We start from the raw sequence: 17,581 nt of genomic DNA on the forward strand, positions 1-17,581 counted from the left end.
GATGACCGAGAAGCCCTCCCTGCGCGCGTACCTCAAGCGCTACGCGCAAGGCGGCATCCCCCGCGAGGAGATGCTCAGCACCGTCGCGGCCTGGGACTACGAGGAAGACGACTTCGACCCGGAGCACATCGAACCCACGCACCAGGACAACACGTTCAAGGTCCTCTCCGGCGCCGCTCTGCTCGGCGACATCACCGACGACGACTACGAAGAGATCCACCGTCGGCGCCGGCTGCGGTCGGCATGAACGAGGTGTACCAGCACCTGTACCAGGTGCTCCAGACGCGCATGGGGCCGAACGGCAACCTTTCGCCGGGAAGCCGGAACGCCACCTACACGGTCCATACGACCAACAACGAGTGGACCCGCGAGCGGCGTCAGCTGCACCGTGCCGTCCTGGAGGAGTTCAAGGCGAAGTACGGCGACCGCCCCCGCGACGGGCGGGCCGTCCTACTGACGGCGGGCGCACCCGGCGCGGGCAAGGGGTCGGCGCAGGCCAATCTCGCGGAGTGGCAGCAGGAGAACTCCGAACTCGGCCGCGCCCTGGCGGACGCCCACGGTGTGGACCTGAAGCACTACGTCCCCTTGGACCCGGACGAGTTCAAGGTCTCCATCTTCGAACACGGCGGCCTCCCCACCCTGGACGCCGAACTCATGGCACTCCCCTACGGCCGGGAGCTCTCGCCCTCCGAAATGGCGTCCCTCATCCACGAGGAATCCGCCTACCTCCAGGACAACTTCGAGGTCTGGGCCCGTAGCCAGGGCTACAACCTGCTCTACGACGCCACCCTCAAGAACCTGGACAAGAACACCCTCCTTCTGGGAGACCTCGGCAGCGTCGGCTACGAGCAGCGGGTCATCCTCTCCGTCGAGGTACCCCTGGAGCAGTGCCTCGCGCAGAACGCCGACCGATGGATGAACGGTCGCATCAAGCACGAGGAGGGTGACCCCGACTACGCCTACGGCGGCCGCATGGCCCCCGAGGGCATGATCAAGAACTTGTACGCCCAGAGCAGCACCGGCCGCGGCCACTCCATCGGCCGCGAGAACGCCGAAAAGCTCGCCGACAAGGGCCTCGCCACCGCGCTCATCACCACCGACCGCGGCACCTTCCCCACCCAGGCCACCGCCCCCACCCAGGCGGCCGTCTTCCAGCAGGGCGACACCCGCGTCAGCATCGCCGCCGCCGGCCGCCTCCGCTCCACCCAGGCCACCGCCACCCAAGCCACCGCCACCCGCACCACACCCCCCGCGCAGACCACCGCGCCCACGCTCCCCCGCCAGACCCCGCCCGCCCCCGGCCGCACCCGCTGACGGGCACCCCGCACACCCGAACACCCCGAAAGGAAACCCATGGCCACCGAATCCATGGCGCGGCCTACCTACGGAAACTGGCGACGCCCCCGCAGGCCCGGCCTCGGGCCGCTCGGTCTGCTCGGGACCGTCGTCGCGTTCGGCGGGCTCGTGGTCGTGCTGCTCGCCTCGCTGATCTCGCTCGCCGCCGCCATCACGGTGCTCATACCGCTCGGGCTGTTCGTCCTGCCCCTCGCGCTGCGCACCGCCGACGGCCGCAACGTCTACCAGATGGCGGCCGTGCGGATCGGGTGGATGAAGCGCAAGGCGAACGGCTCGCACACCTACGTCTCCGGCCCGCTGTCGCGGCGTACGGGCGGGCACTTCTCCCCGCCCGGCATGCTCGCCCGCGTGAAGATGCTGGAGGGCCGCGACGCCTACGGCCGCTCCTTCGGCGTCCTGCACCACCCGGGCCGCAACCTGTACACGATCGTCCTGTCCTGCGAGCCGGACGGCGGTTCCCTCGTCGACCCGCAGCAGGTGGACATCTGGGTGGCGTCCTGGGGCGACTGGCTGGCCCGTCTCTCCCACGAGCCCGGCCTGCGCGGCGCGCAGGTCGTCGTGGAGACGGCGCCCGACACCGGGACGCGGCTCGCCGCCGAGGTGCTGCCGCGGATCGTGCCCGACGCCCCGCCGGCGGCCCGCGCCGTGATGGAGGAGGTCGTGGCCCGCTACCCGTCCGCGTCCTCCGAGATGCACACGTACATCGCCCTCACCTACGGCGCCGTGCCCGGTCCGCGCCGTAAGCAGGAGGACGTGATCACCGACCTGTCGATGCGCCTGCCCTCCCTGCTGTCGGGCCTGGTCGCGGCCGGCGGCGGCTCGGCCTCGCCGCTGTCCGCGGAGCAGATCTCGGAGATCGTCCGCGTCGCCTTCGACCCGGCGATCGCCCCGGACATCCTGAACGTCCGCGCGGAGCAGGGCTCCACCGGTGTGCAGTGGCACGACGCGGGTCCGGCCGTCGCGGTGGAGACCGTGGACGGCTACAAGCACGACTCCGGGGTGTCGCGGACCTGGATGCTGACGCTGGCCCCCCGAGGCACCGTCCGCTCCAGCGTGCTGCGCGGTCTGCTGGAGCCCGCGCAGGGCACCCGCCGCAAGCGCGTCTCGCTGGTCTACCGGCCCATCGACCCGGGCACGTCGGCCCGGATCGTGGAGGCCGACCGCCGCTCGGCCCACTTCATGGCCGGCTCCCAGCGCGGCCTGGTCCAGGCCCGCGCCGCGTCCGAGATGCGCGCGGCCGAGCAGACGGCCGCCGAGGAGGCGTCCGGCGCCGGCCTCGTCGAGTTCTCGATGATGCTCACGGTCACCGTCGCCGACGAGGAGCAGCTGGCCGACGCGTCGATCACCGTACGCAACCTCCAGGCGTCCTCCCGCATCCTGATGCGCCCCGCCGACCGCATGCAGGCGGCCGCGTTCACCTGCACGCTGCCCGTCGGCCTGCTGCCGTGGGAGCACACCCTCATCCCGTACCAGCTCAGGGAGACCCTGTGAGCAAGAAGCAGCCGCAGGCGCCCCGGCCGCCACGGACACCCGTTGTGCCGTCCCGCGGCTGGCCCGGTCCGGGCGGCGGGCAGGTCGCGCACATGGACCCGCCGTCGATGTGGCGTGCCACCACCGTGCAGGCGTGCGGGCTGTGGCCGTTCGCCGCGGGCTCCGGCGCGCCGATGACGGGTGTGCCGCTCGGCCAGCACCTGCACACCGGGGCGACGGTGTGCGGGGACCCGATCTCCTGGTTCACCCGGGCCCGGTACATCTCCAACCCGTCGCTGTTCATGCTCGGCATGCCCGGCCTCGGCAAGTCCACCCTGGTCAACCGGATGCTCATCGGGATGACGGCGACCGGTGTGGTCCCGCTGGTCCTCGGCGACCTGAAGCCGGACTACGCGGACACCGTGCGGGCCCTCGGCGGTCAGGTGATCTCCATCGGCCGCGGCGTCGGCGGGATCAACGTCCTCGACCCGGGCGCCATGGGCGAGGCCGCCGACCGGATCGGCGGGGAGGCCGGCCGGGTGCTCCAGGCGGAGGCCCACGGCCGCGTCCTGAACATGGTCGCGGCGCTGATCACCATCATGCGCGGGCGCCCCATGGACGACCACGAGCAGTCGGTGCTGTCGGCGTGCCTGCACCACCTCAAGGAGCGCGCCACGCCGGGCAAGCCCCCGCTGCTGCCCGACCTCCTGCGGGTCCTCGACGAGGGCCCGGACCGGGTCCGCGCGGTCACCCTGGACCGCGGCAACCAGGAGCGGTACCAGGAGGCCGTCGACCCGCTGCACCGCTCCCTGATCGGCATCCTGGACGGCCCGCTCGGCGACACCTTCGCCACGGAGACGTCCACCCGCATCAACCCCAACGCGCCCGCCGTGTGCGTGGACATCTCCCGCATCGGTGAGGCCGACACCCAGCTGACCGCGGCGGCGATGCTGGCCGCCTGGTCGGACGGGCTCGGCACCGTCGCCGCGGCGCACGCGCTGGCCGACGCGGGCCTGGCCCCGCAGCGCTGGTTCTTCACCGTCCTCGACGAGCTGTGGCGGCCGCTGCGCGCCGCCTCCGGCATCGTGGAGCGCATCGACGCCCTGACCCGCCTGAACCGTTCGCTCGGTCTCGGCGACGCCAAGATCACCCACACGCTCAAGGACGCCGAGGCCCTCGGCAGCGAGTCCGACCGGGCGAAGGCCCGCGGCTTCGTGGAGCGCGCCGGGATGGTGGTGTGCGCGGGGCTGCCCCGTACCGAGATGGAGGAGCTCGGCAAGGTCATCGGCATGTCGGAGCGGGAGATCGACCTGGTCTCGTCCTGGTCCTCCCCTCCCGGCTGGGCCAACCCCACGGCCAACTCCGAGCCCCCCGGCCGCGGCCGGTTCCTGATCAAGGTCGGCGGCCGGCCGGGCATCCCCATCAAGGTGGCCATCACCGAGACCGAGAAGAACCTGCACAACACGAACAACCGCTGGACCGAGGCCGACAAGGTGCCGCTGATCAAGCCCAGGGAGGGGCAGTGATACCCCGTACTCCCAAGAGGAAGGGCAGCGGTTCCGCGGAGGACATGCTGCCCTGGCTGGCCGTCGGTGCCGCGGCCGTCGTCTTCGTCGGCTTCCTGTCCGCCTGGCTGGGCGGCAGCCTCGGCGCGGCCGCGGCGGGCGCCGGCTGGAACCCTCCCCCGTTCGCCCTGAGCACCCTCGCCACCCTGGTCCAGGACGGCCCGGCAGCGATCTGGCCCGGCGTCTCCCCCGCCATGTCGGGCGCCGGCATCGCGGTGACGTTCGGCGTGCTCCTGGGGCTGGTGGTGGCCCTGGTGCTGCTGGTCCGTAAGGGCCTCGGCAGCTCCGACGGCCTCGCCGGCCGCAAGGAGCTCGCCTCCATGCTCCCCAAGGGTGCGGCGGCCCGTGCGCTGGAGCTGCGCCCGCAGCTGAAGAAGCTCACGAACGGCGGCAAGCTCACCCCGGACGACACCGGCAACCTGCTGGGCAACCTGGAGCCCCACGGCCCCGAGCTGCGCTCCAGCTACGAGGACGTGGAGCTGGACCTGATGGCCCCCCGGGCCGGCAAGTCCACCGGCATCGCCGTCCCCCGCGTCCTGCGCGCCCGCGGCAGCGTCCTGCTGACCTCGAACAAGTCGGACGTCTACAGCGTGACCCGCGCCGAACGCGAACGCGTCGGCCAGGTATGGACGTTCGACCCGCAGGGCATCGCCCACACCCCCCGAGCCCTGTGGTGGGACCTGCTCGCCGACGCCCGCGACATCGAGGGCGCCCGCCGCCTCGCCGGCCACTTCGTCAGCGCCGTCAACGACGACGCCTCCAAGCGCGACTTCTGGATCTCCGCCGCGCAGAACACCCTCACCGCCCTCTTCCACGCGGCCAGCAAGGGCGGCCGCAGCATCGAAGAGGTCCTCGGCTGGCTCGCCGACCCCGCCGACCGCACCCCCATCGACCTGCTGCGCGACGCCGGCATGACGGCCCTCGCCGAGCAGCTGCGCGGCACGATCCAGGGCGCCGTCGAAACCCGCGACGGCATCTACGAGACGGCCCGCCAGTGCGTGGCCTGCCTCCTGGACCCGCGGATCGTGGCCTGGGTGAGCCCCGACCCGGTCCTCCCGGAGTTCCGTCCCGACCACCACGTCCTGGGTACGGACACCCTGTACCTGCTGTCCAAGGACGGCGGCGGCTCCGCCGCAGGCGTGATCGCGGCCGTCGCCGACTCCGTCCTGCGGGCCGGTGTCCGCGCCGCCGAACGGATGGGCGGCCGGCTCGACCCCCCGATGACCGCCGTCCTCGACGAGGCCGCGAACGTCTGCCGGATCTCCGACCTGCCCGACCTGTACTCGCACCTCGGCTCGCGCGGCATCAACATCGTGACCCTGCTGCAGAGCTACCGCCAGGGATCCCGGGTGTGGGGCGAGGCCGGCATGGACGCCCTCTGGGGCGCCTCGACGATCAAGCTGCTCGGTGCCGGCCTCGACGACGCCGACTTCGTGGAGAAGATCTCCAAGCTGGTCGGCGAGCAGGACGTCAGCACCGTCAGCGTCTCGCGCACCAAGGGCAGCCGGACCCGCTCGACCTCGTACCGGCTGGAGCGGATCCTGCCCGCGGACCAGATCCGCGCCCTGCCCAAGGGCACGGCGCTCCTGCTGGCCACCGGTGTCCGGCCGGCCCTGATCCGGCTGCGCCCCTGGTACAAGGAACCGGGCGCCGAACGCATCTCCGCGGCCGCGAAGGCCGAGGTCCAGGCCATCACCGCCCGCGCAGCGAAGGAGCTGTCCCGATGAGCACACCCGCCGACGCCGGCCAGGTGCCGCCCTTCATCCTCTACCTCGACGGCAAGGCGTACGAGGAGGAGATGGAGCTGCTCGTCACCTGGGTCCACGCCCTGCTCCTCCCCGTCTACGGCCGCGAGGTGACCTCCTCCACCCCCTGGTGCCCGCGCTGGTGGGAGCACCTGGAGGCGGTGGCCCGGCTGCACGGCCTGTGGCTGGCCTGGCAGGAGCACACGGACCCGGCCGCCGGGCCCAGCGGCCCCGCGCTCTGGCACCGCGACCACCTGGGCGCCGTCATGGGCGAGCTGCGCAGCTCGACCGGGCCGTTCGCCGGCTGCAAGGAAAGATCCCACCGGGCCAAGGCGGCCCCGGTGGTCGAGGCGTTCTGACTCACGGAAGGGAGCGCGGCTGTGCGTAGGAGGAACGCGGTGGCGGGAGCGGCCCTGGCGGGAACGCTCCTCGCCGGATGCGGCTTAGGCGAGGGCAAGGCCCCGGCCCCCGCGCGGAGCGACGCGAAGGCATCCGCAAGCCCGGCCCCGTCCGCCCAGGGCGTCACGGTCCAGCTGGCGGCGCCGCCGGCGTACGCGGCCGACCAGGGCTGGCAGCAGACACTGAACTGGATGCCGCAGAAGTACAGTTCCAAGCCCCCGGTCGCGGTCGGCGCCCGCACGGACGTCGTCGCGTACGTCACGGTCTCCGAGGACGGCTACGTCACCCAGGCCCGCCAGGCCTCGACCGGACGGATCCTGTTCACCGGCAAGCCCTGGCAGCCCCCCACCTCCATGTCGGAGGCCGGGAAGTACGGGTACGACGGCGACTCGGTGGAGCTGCCCTCGGTCGCGACGGCCGTCCAGGACGGCCGCGAGTACGTCGTGACCTGGGCGCACGGGATCCTCGGCGGGGACGCCCTCAACGAGGGCAAGGAGGTCGTCCGCCTGACGGTCTACCCGGCGGACGCCTCCGGCGACGCCGTGGCACCCGTGCGCGAGATCGACGTCCCGGTCCGGACGAGCGGCCCGAACGGCAACAACCCAGAGAGCGACCTCCGCGTCGAGGACCACGGCACGGGCCTCCAGGTCCACTGGACCGGCCCCACCAACGGCACCGTGGCCGTGAACCCGGCGACGGGCGCGATCGACACCTGCGGCGACTCCTGCCCCCTGGGGCGCGGGGAAATCAGGACCGGCAAGGGCTGGCTGGTCCAGGACAGCTACGGGTCCTTCCGCGTTCCCGGAGCCTGGACCGCCTTCGATTCGCCCCCGCCGGGTGCGTCCACGAAGAGCCAGGTCAGCGTGAACGGCTTCTACCGGTCCACCACGCGCGGCCACGTCTTCTCGTCCTGGCACACCCCGGCCGAGAAGACCCTCTCCCCCCTCACGGCCGTCCACGACGCGACCACCGGGCAGGTGGAGACGAGCATGCCCTGCGAGATGAAGCACGGCGGCGCCGTCGCCTCCCCCAACGGCCGCTTCATCGCCGACGGCACCGCGGCCTTCGACCTCCAGCGCCGCCAGGGCACCTGCCTGAGCGCGAACGAACAGCGCAAGCAGGGCCTCTTCGTCAAGGCGGTCACCGACACGGGCACCGCCTACGGAACCCTCGGCAACGGAACCGGCGACACCGCCACCGCGGAGGCCGACCTCGCCAGTGGCAACGGCACCCCCAAGCTCCTCCCGCCCGGCACCGTCCTGCCCACCTGGGCGCTGAAGGACACCGGCGTCTTCCTGACGGCCGGCCCCACCGGCGGACTGCTCGTCTCCGCCCTGAAGCACAAGTGAAGCGACCCACCTGACCATGGAGAGACACATGGATCTACCGCAGATCGCACAACTGTTCCGATGGCAGCACCCCCTCGCCGGCGAGGCCCACGCCCTGCTGCGCGCCGCGTACGACCCGGCCACCGGCCAGGCCGTCGCCGTGGTCTCGGAGCTCGCCGACAACCCGGACGACCGCGGGATCACGTACGACTTCTCGTCCGTCGCGGAGGCAGCCCTGCCCCTGCTCCGCGCGAAGCTGAGCCCTCAGCTCAGCTCCGTCCTGTGGATCGCACACTTCGGCGACTTCTCGTACCACTACGTCCCGGGGCCCGAGTCGTTCACCGCGGTCGGCCTCAAGGTGACCGGGAACGGCTACGCGGACGACCTCCAGGGCGACCGCCGCCTGACCGAGGCCGAGGTGACCGCCCTGTTCGGCGGGCAGCCGCTGGCACCGGTGGCGGAGGTCCTGGCCGGACTGGACCCCCTGACGTGACGGAACTGGTCTCGGGCCGGGACGTCCTGCGCCAGGCACGCGAGCTGTACGGGCACTACCAGGAGATCGTCCAGCCCCGGGAGCAGAAGGTCGCGATCATCCGGTTCACCCCGGCCCCGACCGACCCGGCGGACTGGCAGATCCGTCTGGAGGCCTCCCGCGTGTCCGCCGAGCAGAAGGTGAAGGCCTTCGAGCACCTCGGCTTCCAGGCGGACCACGTGATCCTGCCGCCCGGCGTCGGCCGTGCGGAGTTCGCCGCCGTCCTGGACCACTACAGCCAGGACGCGGCCACGCGCTCGATCATCGTGCAGTTCCCGCCGCCCCCCGAGCTGGCCCCGCTCGTGGCCCGCATGGACCCGGCGAAGGACATCGACGCCCTGCTCAAGGACCGCTCGCCGTACGCGGCCTGCGCCACCGCGGAAGGCATCTACCGGGTCGCCGAACCCTTCGCCCAGGACAAGCCGTCCATCGCCGTGGTCGGCAGCAACGGCTTCGTGGGCCAGGGCGTCGTCGGACTGCTCCGGGAGAACGGCCACGACCCGATGACCCTGGACTACGGCGACGACCTGCGCCAGGTCCGCGACGCCGACATCGTCATCTCCGTGACCGGCAACCCCGGAATCCTGGGCCCCGACCACATCCAGCCCCACCACCGGGTCGTGATCGACTCCGGTTTCGTCCCGCAGGCGGACGGCAGCGTACGGGGCGACATCCGCCCCGAGGCAGCCGGGATACCGCAGAACATCACCCCCGTACCCGGAGGTATCGGGCCGGTCGAGATGGCCACCCTCATGGAACGCGTGGTCCGTCAGGAGGTGGACCCGAACGTCACCCCGTGGAAGGTCACCCCCGGCCCGTTCCTGGACCGCACCGAGTTCGCCGCAGCGGCCACCGCCGCGAGCGCGCCGACCGCGAACGCCCCCGCTTCGAACGCCCCCGCCGCCACCTCGCCCACCGCCCCCGGCCAGGTCTCGGTCGCCACGGCCGCCCGGCTGCGCGGAGGCGGGGCTCCCCCGGCCGTGCCCGGCGTCCCGGCCGGGCCGCCCCGGATCCCCGGCCAGCAGCCGGCCCCGGCCCGCCCCCAGCAGCCGCAGCAGCCCCAGCAGGGCAACGGCCAGACCCGCTGACCCCGCGGGCCCCGTACACAACGCCGCAGGGCGGTCACCCTCTCGGGTGACCGCCCTGCGGTTATTCACTGCTCTCTAGGACCTCAGCCGTTGTACGGGCCGTAGTCGTAGTCCTCCAGCGGGACAGCCTGGCCGGAGCCGGTGCCGAAGGGCGAGTAGTCGATGTCGTCGTAGCCGACGGCCGAGTACATCGCGGCCTTGGCTTCCTCGGTGGGCTCGACCCGGATGTTGCGGTAGCGGGACAGACCCGTACCGGCCGGGATGAGCTTACCGATGATGACGTTCTCCTTGAGGCCGATGAGGCTGTCGGACTTGGCGTTGATCGCCGCATCCGTCAGGACTCGGGTCGTCTCCTGGAAGGAGGCGGCCGACAGCCAGGATTCCGTCGCCAGCGAGGCCTTGGTGATACCCATCAGCTGCGGACGGCCGGAGGCGGGGTGACCGCCCTCGGTGACCACACGACGGTTCTCGGTCTCGAACTTCGAGCGCTCGACGAGCTCGCCCGGCAGGAGCTCCGCGTCGCCGGACTCGATGATCGTCACGCGGCGCAGCATCTGCCGGATGATGATCTCGATGTGCTTGTCGTGGATCGACACGCCCTGCGAGTTGTAGACCTTCTGGACTTCGCCGACCAGGTGGACCTGGACGGCACGCTGGCCGAGGATGCGCAGCACGTCGTGCGGGTTGGTGGCACCCGCGGTGAGCTTCTGGCCCACCTCGACGTGGTCGCCCTCCGACACGACGACCTTGGCGCGCTTGGAGATCGGGAACGCCGTCTCCTCGCTGCCGTCGTCGGGCGTGATGACGATCTTCTTCGTCTTCTCGGTCTCCTCGATCCGCACGCGGCCGGCGGCCTCGGAGATCGGGGCGACACCCTTCGGGGTACGGGCCTCGAAGAGCTCGACGACACGCGGCAGACCCTGCGTGATGTCGTCACCGGCCACACCACCGGTGTGGAAGGTACGCATCGTCAGCTGGGTACCGGGCTCACCGATGGACTGGGCGGCGATGATGCCGACCGCCTCACCGATGTCGACCAGCTTGCCGGTGGCCAGGGAGCGGCCGTAGCAGAAGGCACAGGTGCCGACCGCGGACTCACAGGTCAGGACCGAGCGGGTCTTGACCTCCTCGACACCGTTCGCGATGAGGGCGTCGATGAGCACGTCACCGAGGTCCACGTTCGCCGGCGCGATGACCTTGCCGTCGATGACGACGTCCTCGGCCAGCATGCGGGCGTACACGGAGGTCTCGACGTCGTCCGCCTTGCGGAGGACACCCGTCTCGTCCTTGGTGCCGATCTTGAGCTTGAGGCCGCGCTCGGTGCCGCAGTCCTCCTCGCGGATGATGACGTCCTGCGAGACGTCCACCAGACGACGGGTGAGGTAACCCGAGTCGGCGGTACGCAGGGCGGTGTCCGCCAGACCCTTACGGGCACCGTGCGTGGAGATGAAGTACTCCAGAACGGTGAGGCCCTCACGGAAGGACGCCTTGATCGGACGCGGGATGGTCTCGTTCTTCGCGTTCGACACCAGACCACGCATACCGGCGATCTGTCGCATCTGCATCATGTTTCCTCGGGCACCCGAGTCAACCATCATGAAGATGGGGTTCGTCTTGGGGAAGTTCGCGTTCATCGCCTCGGCAACCTCGTTGGTCGCCTTGGTCCAGATCGCGATGAGCTCCTGCGTGCGCTCGTCCTTGGTGATCAGACCGCGCTCGTACTGCTTCTGGACCTTCTCGTCCATCTCCTCGTAGCCCTTGACGATGGCCTTCTTGGCCTCGGGCACGACGACGTCGGAGATGGCCACGGTGACGCCCGAACGGGTCGCCCAGTGGAAGCCGGCCGCCTTCAGGTTGTCGAGCGTCGCCGCCACGATGACCTTGGGGTAGCGCTCCGCCAGGTCGTTGACGATCTCGGAGAGCTGCTTCTTGCCCACCGAGTAGTCGACGAACGGGTAGTCCTCGGGCAGCAGCTCGTTGAAGAGCGCGCGGCCCAGAGTCGTCTTCAGACGGAACTGGTCGCCCGGCTGGAACTCCTGCTCGCCCTCTTCGGCGACCGGGGCCACCCAGCCGCGCGGCGGGATGGTGCCCACCGGGAAGCGGATGTCGACGGCCGACTGGAGCGCCAGCTCACCGTTGTCGAACGCCATGGTCGCCTCGGCGGTCGAGCCGAACGCACGGCCCTCGCCCTTGACGTCACGGAGCTCGCCGTCGGTGGTCAGGAAGAACAGACCCAGCACCATGTCCTGGGTCGGCATGGTGACGGGACGACCGTCTGCCGGCTTCAGGATGTTGTTCGAGGACAGCATCAGGATGCGGGCCTCGGCCTGCGCCTCTGCCGAAAGCGGCAGGTGCACGGCCATCTGGTCACCGTCGAAGTCCGCGTTGAACGCGGTGCAGACGAGCGGGTGGATCTGGATGGCCTTGCCTTCGACCAGCTGGGGCTCGAAGGCCTGGATGCCGAGGCGGTGCAGCGTGGGCGCACGGTTCAGGAGGACCGGGTGCTCGGCGATGACCTCTTCGAGCACGTCGTAGACGACCGTGCGGCCGCGCTCGACCATGCGCTTCGCGCTCTTGATGTTCTGCGCGTGGTTCAGGTCGACCAGGCGCTTCATCACGAACGGCTTGAAGAGCTCCAGCGCCATGGCCTTGGGCAGACCACACTGGTGCAGCTTCAGCTGCGGACCGACGACGATCACGGAACGCGCGGAGTAGTCCACGCGCTTACCGAGAAGGTTCTGACGGAATCGACCCTGCTTGCCCTTGAGCATGTCGCTCAGGGACTTCAGCGGACGGTTACCGGGACCGGTCACCGGGCGACCACGACGACCGTTGTCGAAGAGGGCGTCCACGGCCTCCTGGAGCATGCGCTTCTCGTTGTTCACGATGATCTCGGGGGCACCGAGGTCGAGAAGGCGCTTCAGGCGGTTGTTGCGGTTGATCACACGGCGGTACAGGTCGTTCAGGTCGGAGGTCGCGAAGCGGCCACCGTCCAGCTGCACCATCGGACGAAGGTCCGGCGGGATCACCGGCACGCAGTCCAGAACCATGCCCTTGGGCTTGTTGCTGGTCTGCAGGAACGCGGAGACGACCTTGAGGCGCTTGAGCGCACGGGTCTTCTTCTGGCCCTTGCCGGTACGGATGATCTCGCGGAGGCGCTCGGCCTCCTCCTCGAGGTCGAAGGACTCCAGGCGCTTCTGCAGCGCGGCGGCGCCCATGCAACCGTCGAAGTACGTGCCGAAGCGGTCACGCAGCTCGCGGTAGAGCAGCTCGTCGCCCTCGAGGTCCTGGACCTTGAGGTTCTTGAAGCGGGCCCACACCTCGTCGAGGCGGTCGATCTCGCGCTGGGCGCGGTCACGGAGCTGCTTCATCTCGCGCTCGGCACCTTCGCGCACCTTGCGGCGTACGTCGGCCTTCGCGCCCTCGGCCTCGAGCTCGCCCAGGTCGGTCTCGAGCTTCTTGGCCCGGCCTTCGAGGTCCGCGTCACGGCGGTTCTCGATCTGCTGGCGCTCGACGGAGACGTGCGCCTCCAGCGACGGCAGGTCGCGGGTGCGGCGCTCGTCGTCCACGAACGTGATCATGTACGCGGCGAAGTAGATGACCTTCTCGAGGTCCTTCGGCGCGAGGTCCAGCAGGTAGCCAAGACGCGACGGAACGCCCTTGAAGTACCAGATGTGGGTGACGGGAGCGGCAAGCTCGATGTGGCCCATCCGCTCACGACGCACCTTGGCGCGCGTGACCTCGACGCCGCAGCGCTCGCAGATGATGCCCTTGAAGCGGACACGCTTGTACTTACCGCAGTAGCACTCCCAGTCCCGGGTAGGACCGAAGATCTTCTCGCAGAAGAGTCCGTCCTTCTCGGGCTTGAGGGTGCGGTAGTTGATGGTCTCCGGCTTCTTGACCTCGCCGTGCGACCAGGTTCGGATGTCGTCCGCGGTGGCAAGGCCGATCCGCAGCTCGTCGAAGAAGTTGACGTCGAGCACTGTGCGTCAATCCCTCTTTCGGGGTCGAGTCTCAATCATGGTCTGAACGGTCCCGGGGATGACGGGGGGCTCTTGAGCGAGCCCCCCGTCAGGCCCGTCAGACCTCTTCGACGCTGCTCGGCTCACGCCGGGACAGGTCGATACCGAGCTCCTCCGCCGCGCGGAAGACGTCCTCGTCGGTGTCGCGCATCTCGATGGACATGCCGTCCGAGGACAGCACCTCCACGTTGAGGCAGAGCGACTGCATTTCCTTGATGAGCACCTTGAAGGACTCGGGAATGCCCGGCTCGGGGATGTTCTCGCCCTTGACGATGGCCTCGTAGACCTTCACTCGGCCGGTGACGTCGTCGGACTTGATGGTCAGCAGCTCCTGGAGGGCGTAAGCGGCGCCATAAGCCTCGAGCGCCCACACCTCCATCTCACCGAAGCGCTGGCCACCGAACTGCGCCTTACCACCCAGCGGCTGCTGCGTGATCATCGAGTACGGACCGGTCGAACGGGCGTGGAGCTTGTCGTCGACCAGGTGGTGCAGCTTGAGGATGTACATGTACCCGATCGAGATCGGGTCCGGGAACGGCTCACCGGAGCGGCCGTCGAACAGACGCGCCTTGCCGGACGGGAGGACCAGACGGTCACCGTCGCGGTTCGGGATGGTGTGCTCGAACAGGCCGGCGAGCTCGTCCTCACGGGCACCGTCGAACACCGGGGTGGCGACGTTGGTACCGGGCGCGACCTTGTCGGCACCGATGACCTTCAGACGCTCGGCCCACTCCTCACCGAGGCCGGAGACGTCCCAGCCGCGGCTGGCGAGCCAGCCGAGGTGGATCTCCAGGACCTGTCCCGGGTTCATTCGGGACGGGACACCCAGCGGGTTGAGGATGATGTCGACCGGCGTGCCGTCTTCCAGGAAGGGCATGTCCTCGATCGGAAGGATCTTGGAGATGACACCCTTGTTGCCGTGACGGCCGGCGAGCTTGTCACCGTCGGTGATCTTGCGCTTCTGGGCGACGTAGACGCGGACCAGCTGGTTCACGCCCGGAGGAAGCTCGTCGCCCTCCTCGCGGTCGAAGACGCGGACACCGATGACCTTGCCGATCTCACCGTGAGGGACCTTGAGCGAGGTGTCACGCACCTCGCGGGCCTTCTCACCGAAGATCGCGCGGAGCAGGCGCTCCTCGGGGGTCAGCTCGGTCTCACCCTTGGGCGTGACCTTGCCGACGAGGATGTCGCCGGCGACGACGTCCGCACCGATGCGGATGATGCCGCGCTCGTCGAGGTCGGCGAGGACCTCCTCGGAGACGTTCGGGATGTCCCGGGTGATCTCCTCGGGGCCCAGCTTGGTGTCACGGGCGTCGACCTCGTGCTCCTCGATGTGGATCGAGGAGAGGACGTCGTCCTGCACGAGGCGCTGCGACAGGATGATCGCGTCCTCGTAGTTGTGACCTTCCCAGGGCATGAACGCGACGAGCAGGTTCTTGCCGAGGGCCATTTCGCCCTCTTCGGTCGCGGGACCGTCGGCGAGGACCTGCGCCTCGATGATGCGGTCACCCTCGTTGACGATGACCTTCTGGTTGACCGAGGTGCCCTGGTTCGAGCGGGAGAACTTGGCGACGCGGTACGTGGTGTACGTGCCGTCGTCGTTGGCGACGGTGATGTAGTCGGCCGAGACCTCCTGGACGACACCGTCCTTCTCCGCCTTGATCGAGTCACCGGCGTCGACCGCACAGCGGTACTCCATGCCGGTGCCGACGAGCGGCGCCTCCGCCTTGATGAGCGGAACGGCCTGGCGCATCATGTTCGCGCCCATGAGGGCGCGGTTGGCGTCGTCGTGCTCGAGGAAGGGGATCATCGCGGTCGCGACGGACACCATCTGGCGCGGGGAGACGTCCATGTAGTCGACGTCGTCGCCGGCGATGTAGTCGATCTCGCCGCCACGACGGCGAACCAGAACGCGGTTCTCCGTGAAGCGCATCTCGTCGTTCAGGCCGGCGTTGGCCTGGGCGATGACGAAGCGGTCTTCCTCGTCGGCCGTCAGGTAGTCGACGTCGTCGGTGACGACGCCCTCGACGACCTTGCGGTACGGGGTCTCCACGAAGCCGAACGCGTTGACGCGGCCGTAGGAGGCGAGCGAGCCGATCAGACCGATGTTCGGGCCTTCAGGGGTCTCGATCGGGCACATGCGGCCGTAGTGCGACGGGTGCACGTCACGGACCTCGAAGCCTGCCCGCTCACGGGACAGACCACCGGGACCCAGAGCCGAGAGACGACGCTTGTGCGTCAGACCCGACAGCGGGTTGTTCTGGTCCATGAACTGCGACAGCTGGCTGGTGCCGAAGAACTCCTTGATGGAGGCGACGACCGGCCGGATGTTGATCAGGGTCTGCGGCGTGATCGCCTCGACGTCCTGGGTCGTCATCCGCTCGCGGACGACGCGCTCCATACGAGCCAGACCCGTACGGACCTGGTTCTGGATGAGCTCGCCGACGTTGCGCAGACGACGGTTGCCGAAGTGGTCGATGTCGTCGGTCTCGACGACGATCGAACGGCCCGACTCACCGGTGGTCTCGGTCTCGCCCGCGTGGAGCTTCACGAGGTACTTGATCGTCGCGATGATGTCGTCGGTGGTGAGCACACCGGCGTCCAGCGGCTCGTCCGCGCCGAGCTTCTTGTTCACCTTGTAGCGGCCGACCTTGGCGAGGTCGTAGCGCTTCGGGTTGAAGTAGAGGTTCTCGAGCAGCGTCTGAGCGGCCTCGCGGGTCGGCGGTTCGCCCGGACGCAGCTTGCGGTAGATGTCGAGCAGCGCGTCGTCCTGGCCCTGAGTGTGGTCCTTCTCCAGGGTGGCGCGCATGGACTCGTACTCGCCGAACTCCTCGAGGATCTGCTCGGTGGTCCAGCCGAGAGCCTTCAGGAGGACGGTGACGGACTGCTTGCGCTTGCGGTCGATGCGGACACCGACCATGTCGCGCTTGTCGACCTCCATCTCCAGCCAGGCACCCCGGGAAGGGATGATCTTGGCGGAGAAGATGTCCTTGTCGGACGTCTTGTCGATGGAGGAGTCGAAGTAGACACCAGGGGAACGGACAAGCTGCGACACGACGACACGCTCGGTGCCGTTGATGACGAAGGTGCCCTTGTTGGTCATGAGCGGGAAATCGCCCATGAAGACCGTCTGAGACTTGATCTCACCGGTCTCGTTGTTCGTGAACTCGGCGGTGACGAAGAGCGGCGCCGCGTACGTGAAGTCGCGCTCCTTGCACTCGTCGACCGAGTTCTTCGCCGGCTCGAACCGGTGGTCGCGGAACGTCAGCGACATCGAACCGGAGAAGTCCTCGATCGGCGAGATCTCCTCGAAGATCTCTTCCAGACCGGACTTGGTGGGAACGTCCTGTCCACTCTCGAGCGCCGACTCGACGCGAGACTTCCAGGCGGCGTTGCCGAGCAGCCAGTCAAAGCTCTCGGTCTGCAGCGCCAGGAGGTTCGGAACCTCGAGGGGCTCCTTGATCTTTGCAAAGGAGATGCGCAGCGGGGCGGTGCTGGCACCGTTGTTCGTATTGGTCGAGGCGTTGCGCGAGGCGGCCAAGAGGGGGTCCTTCCGAGGGCTCGGACTCACTACGCGCGTACCGGTCCCAGCCGACACAGAAGACAGAGCCTCCCCAGCCGGCCAAAAGACCAGGTCAGGGCGTATCAATCAGATGTGCTCGAGCGTGGGCATGACCCTGGCGACGGGCAGGGGTCAGCTAACAGGCAGCGCAAAGGGTCAGTGTAGCCACTCGGCTCACTGATGTCCAGACCAGGTTTCCGGAAACCGGCAACAGGCCTTCCCCATGTCGATCCACCAACACCGTGTTCGACCAACACGGCGCCCAACGCTGCGCGCCCCTCATTCACAGAGCGCGTATCAGTACTGCCCTCTTCGTAGTCGATCCATGCCTCGGATCCCGAATCGAGCTGTCCGAGCTGTCCGAGCTGGCGACGGGTCTGAGAATTGCGCGCCGTCGGCCGTTCGTCAAGGGCCCGTGCTCCGAGCGGATCATCTCTGGACCCTGCTTCGAGGCAACGATGATCACCCTACTCCCCAACGAGACCAGGGCAAGTCAGGCACTGGGAGTACGCCA

The 17,581-nt window shown here is 69.2% G+C and carries 11 protein-coding genes; 9 read left to right on the forward strand and 2 right to left on the reverse strand.

What is annotated here, in order from left to right; genetic code table 11:
• Nucleotide 1 precedes the first annotated feature (1 nt).
• The 9 genes from OOK31_RS14055 (at nt 2) to OOK31_RS14095 (ending at nt 9,483) form a co-directional block, all read left to right on the forward strand.
• Complete coding sequence (locus tag OOK31_RS14055) at nt 2-247, forward strand: hypothetical protein (protein WP_267012778.1); 246 nt, start codon at nt 2-4, stop codon at nt 245-247.
• On the forward strand, nt 244-1,314 hold the full coding sequence (locus OOK31_RS14060) for a zeta toxin family protein (protein WP_267012779.1): 1,071 nt from the start codon (nt 244-246) through the stop codon (nt 1,312-1,314). Before OOK31_RS14055 ends, OOK31_RS14060 begins: the two co-directional genes overlap by 4 nt.
• Before the next feature lie 39 nt (nt 1,315-1,353).
• Nucleotides 1,354-2,847: an SCO6880 family protein gene (locus tag OOK31_RS14065; RefSeq protein ID WP_267012780.1), complete on the forward strand. Its 1,494-nt coding sequence runs from the start codon at nt 1,354-1,356 to the stop codon at nt 2,845-2,847.
• Nucleotides 2,848-2,939: 92 nt separating this feature from the next.
• Complete coding sequence (locus OOK31_RS14070) at nt 2,940-4,352, forward strand: ATP/GTP-binding protein (protein ID WP_267012885.1); 1,413 nt, start codon at nt 2,940-2,942, stop codon at nt 4,350-4,352.
• Between the two features lie 44 nt (nt 4,353-4,396).
• Nucleotides 4,397-6,118 (forward strand): type IV secretory system conjugative DNA transfer family protein, encoded by a 1,722-nt coding sequence (locus OOK31_RS14075; RefSeq protein WP_267012886.1) that lies wholly within the window; start codon nt 4,397-4,399, stop codon nt 6,116-6,118.
• A complete protein-coding gene (locus tag OOK31_RS14080) occupies nt 6,115-6,495 on the forward strand; it encodes a DUF4913 domain-containing protein (protein WP_267012781.1) in 381 nt (126 codons plus the stop codon). Before OOK31_RS14075 ends, OOK31_RS14080 begins: the two co-directional genes overlap by 4 nt.
• Before the next feature lie 21 nt (nt 6,496-6,516).
• A complete protein-coding gene (locus OOK31_RS14085; protein ID WP_267012782.1) occupies nt 6,517-7,884 on the forward strand; it encodes a hypothetical protein in 1,368 nt (455 codons plus the stop codon).
• A 28-nt stretch (nt 7,885-7,912) separates the two neighbouring features.
• Nucleotides 7,913-8,356 (forward strand): hypothetical protein, encoded by a 444-nt coding sequence (locus tag OOK31_RS14090; protein ID WP_267012783.1) that lies wholly within the window; start codon nt 7,913-7,915, stop codon nt 8,354-8,356.
• Nucleotides 8,353-9,483: a tetrahydrofolate dehydrogenase/cyclohydrolase catalytic domain-containing protein gene (locus tag OOK31_RS14095; protein WP_267012784.1), complete on the forward strand. Its 1,131-nt coding sequence runs from the start codon at nt 8,353-8,355 to the stop codon at nt 9,481-9,483. The genes OOK31_RS14090 and OOK31_RS14095 overlap by 4 nt, the downstream gene beginning before the upstream one ends.
• Before the next feature lie 83 nt (nt 9,484-9,566).
• Here OOK31_RS14095 and OOK31_RS14100 read toward each other — a convergent pair whose 3' ends face one another.
• Together OOK31_RS14100 and rpoB are read right to left on the reverse strand one after the other, a co-directional pair.
• Nucleotides 9,567-13,466: a DNA-directed RNA polymerase subunit beta' gene (locus OOK31_RS14100; protein WP_267012785.1), complete on the reverse strand. Its 3,900-nt coding sequence runs from the start codon at nt 13,464-13,466 to the stop codon at nt 9,567-9,569.
• Nucleotides 13,467-13,563: 97 nt separating this feature from the next.
• On the reverse strand, nt 13,564-17,046 hold the full coding sequence (gene rpoB / locus OOK31_RS14105) for a DNA-directed RNA polymerase subunit beta (RefSeq protein ID WP_267012786.1): 3,483 nt from the start codon (nt 17,044-17,046) through the stop codon (nt 13,564-13,566).
• Nucleotides 17,047-17,581 lie beyond the last annotated feature (535 nt).

Source organism: Streptomyces sp. NBC_00249 (assembly GCF_026342355.1).
Taxonomy (GTDB): domain Bacteria; phylum Actinomycetota; class Actinomycetes; order Streptomycetales; family Streptomycetaceae; genus Streptomyces.

What these genes read in the sequence shown, in the direction of transcription:
- OOK31_RS14080 (WP_267012781.1), top strand. Translation starts at nt 6,115, where the DNA reads ATGAGCACACCCGCCGACGCCGGCCAGGTGCCGCCCTTCATCCTCTAC.
- OOK31_RS14055 (WP_267012778.1), top strand. Translation starts at nt 2, where the DNA reads ATGACCGAGAAGCCCTCCCTGCGCGCGTACCTCAAGCGCTACGCGCAA.
- OOK31_RS14090 (WP_267012783.1), top strand. Translation starts at nt 7,913, where the DNA reads ATGGATCTACCGCAGATCGCACAACTGTTCCGATGGCAGCACCCCCTC.
- OOK31_RS14075 (WP_267012886.1), top strand. Translation starts at nt 4,397, where the DNA reads ATGCTGCCCTGGCTGGCCGTCGGTGCCGCGGCCGTCGTCTTCGTCGGC.
- OOK31_RS14070 (WP_267012885.1), top strand. Translation starts at nt 2,940, where the DNA reads ATGGACCCGCCGTCGATGTGGCGTGCCACCACCGTGCAGGCGTGCGGG.
- OOK31_RS14060 (WP_267012779.1), top strand. Translation starts at nt 244, where the DNA reads ATGAACGAGGTGTACCAGCACCTGTACCAGGTGCTCCAGACGCGCATG.
- OOK31_RS14065 (WP_267012780.1), top strand. Translation starts at nt 1,354, where the DNA reads ATGGCCACCGAATCCATGGCGCGGCCTACCTACGGAAACTGGCGACGC.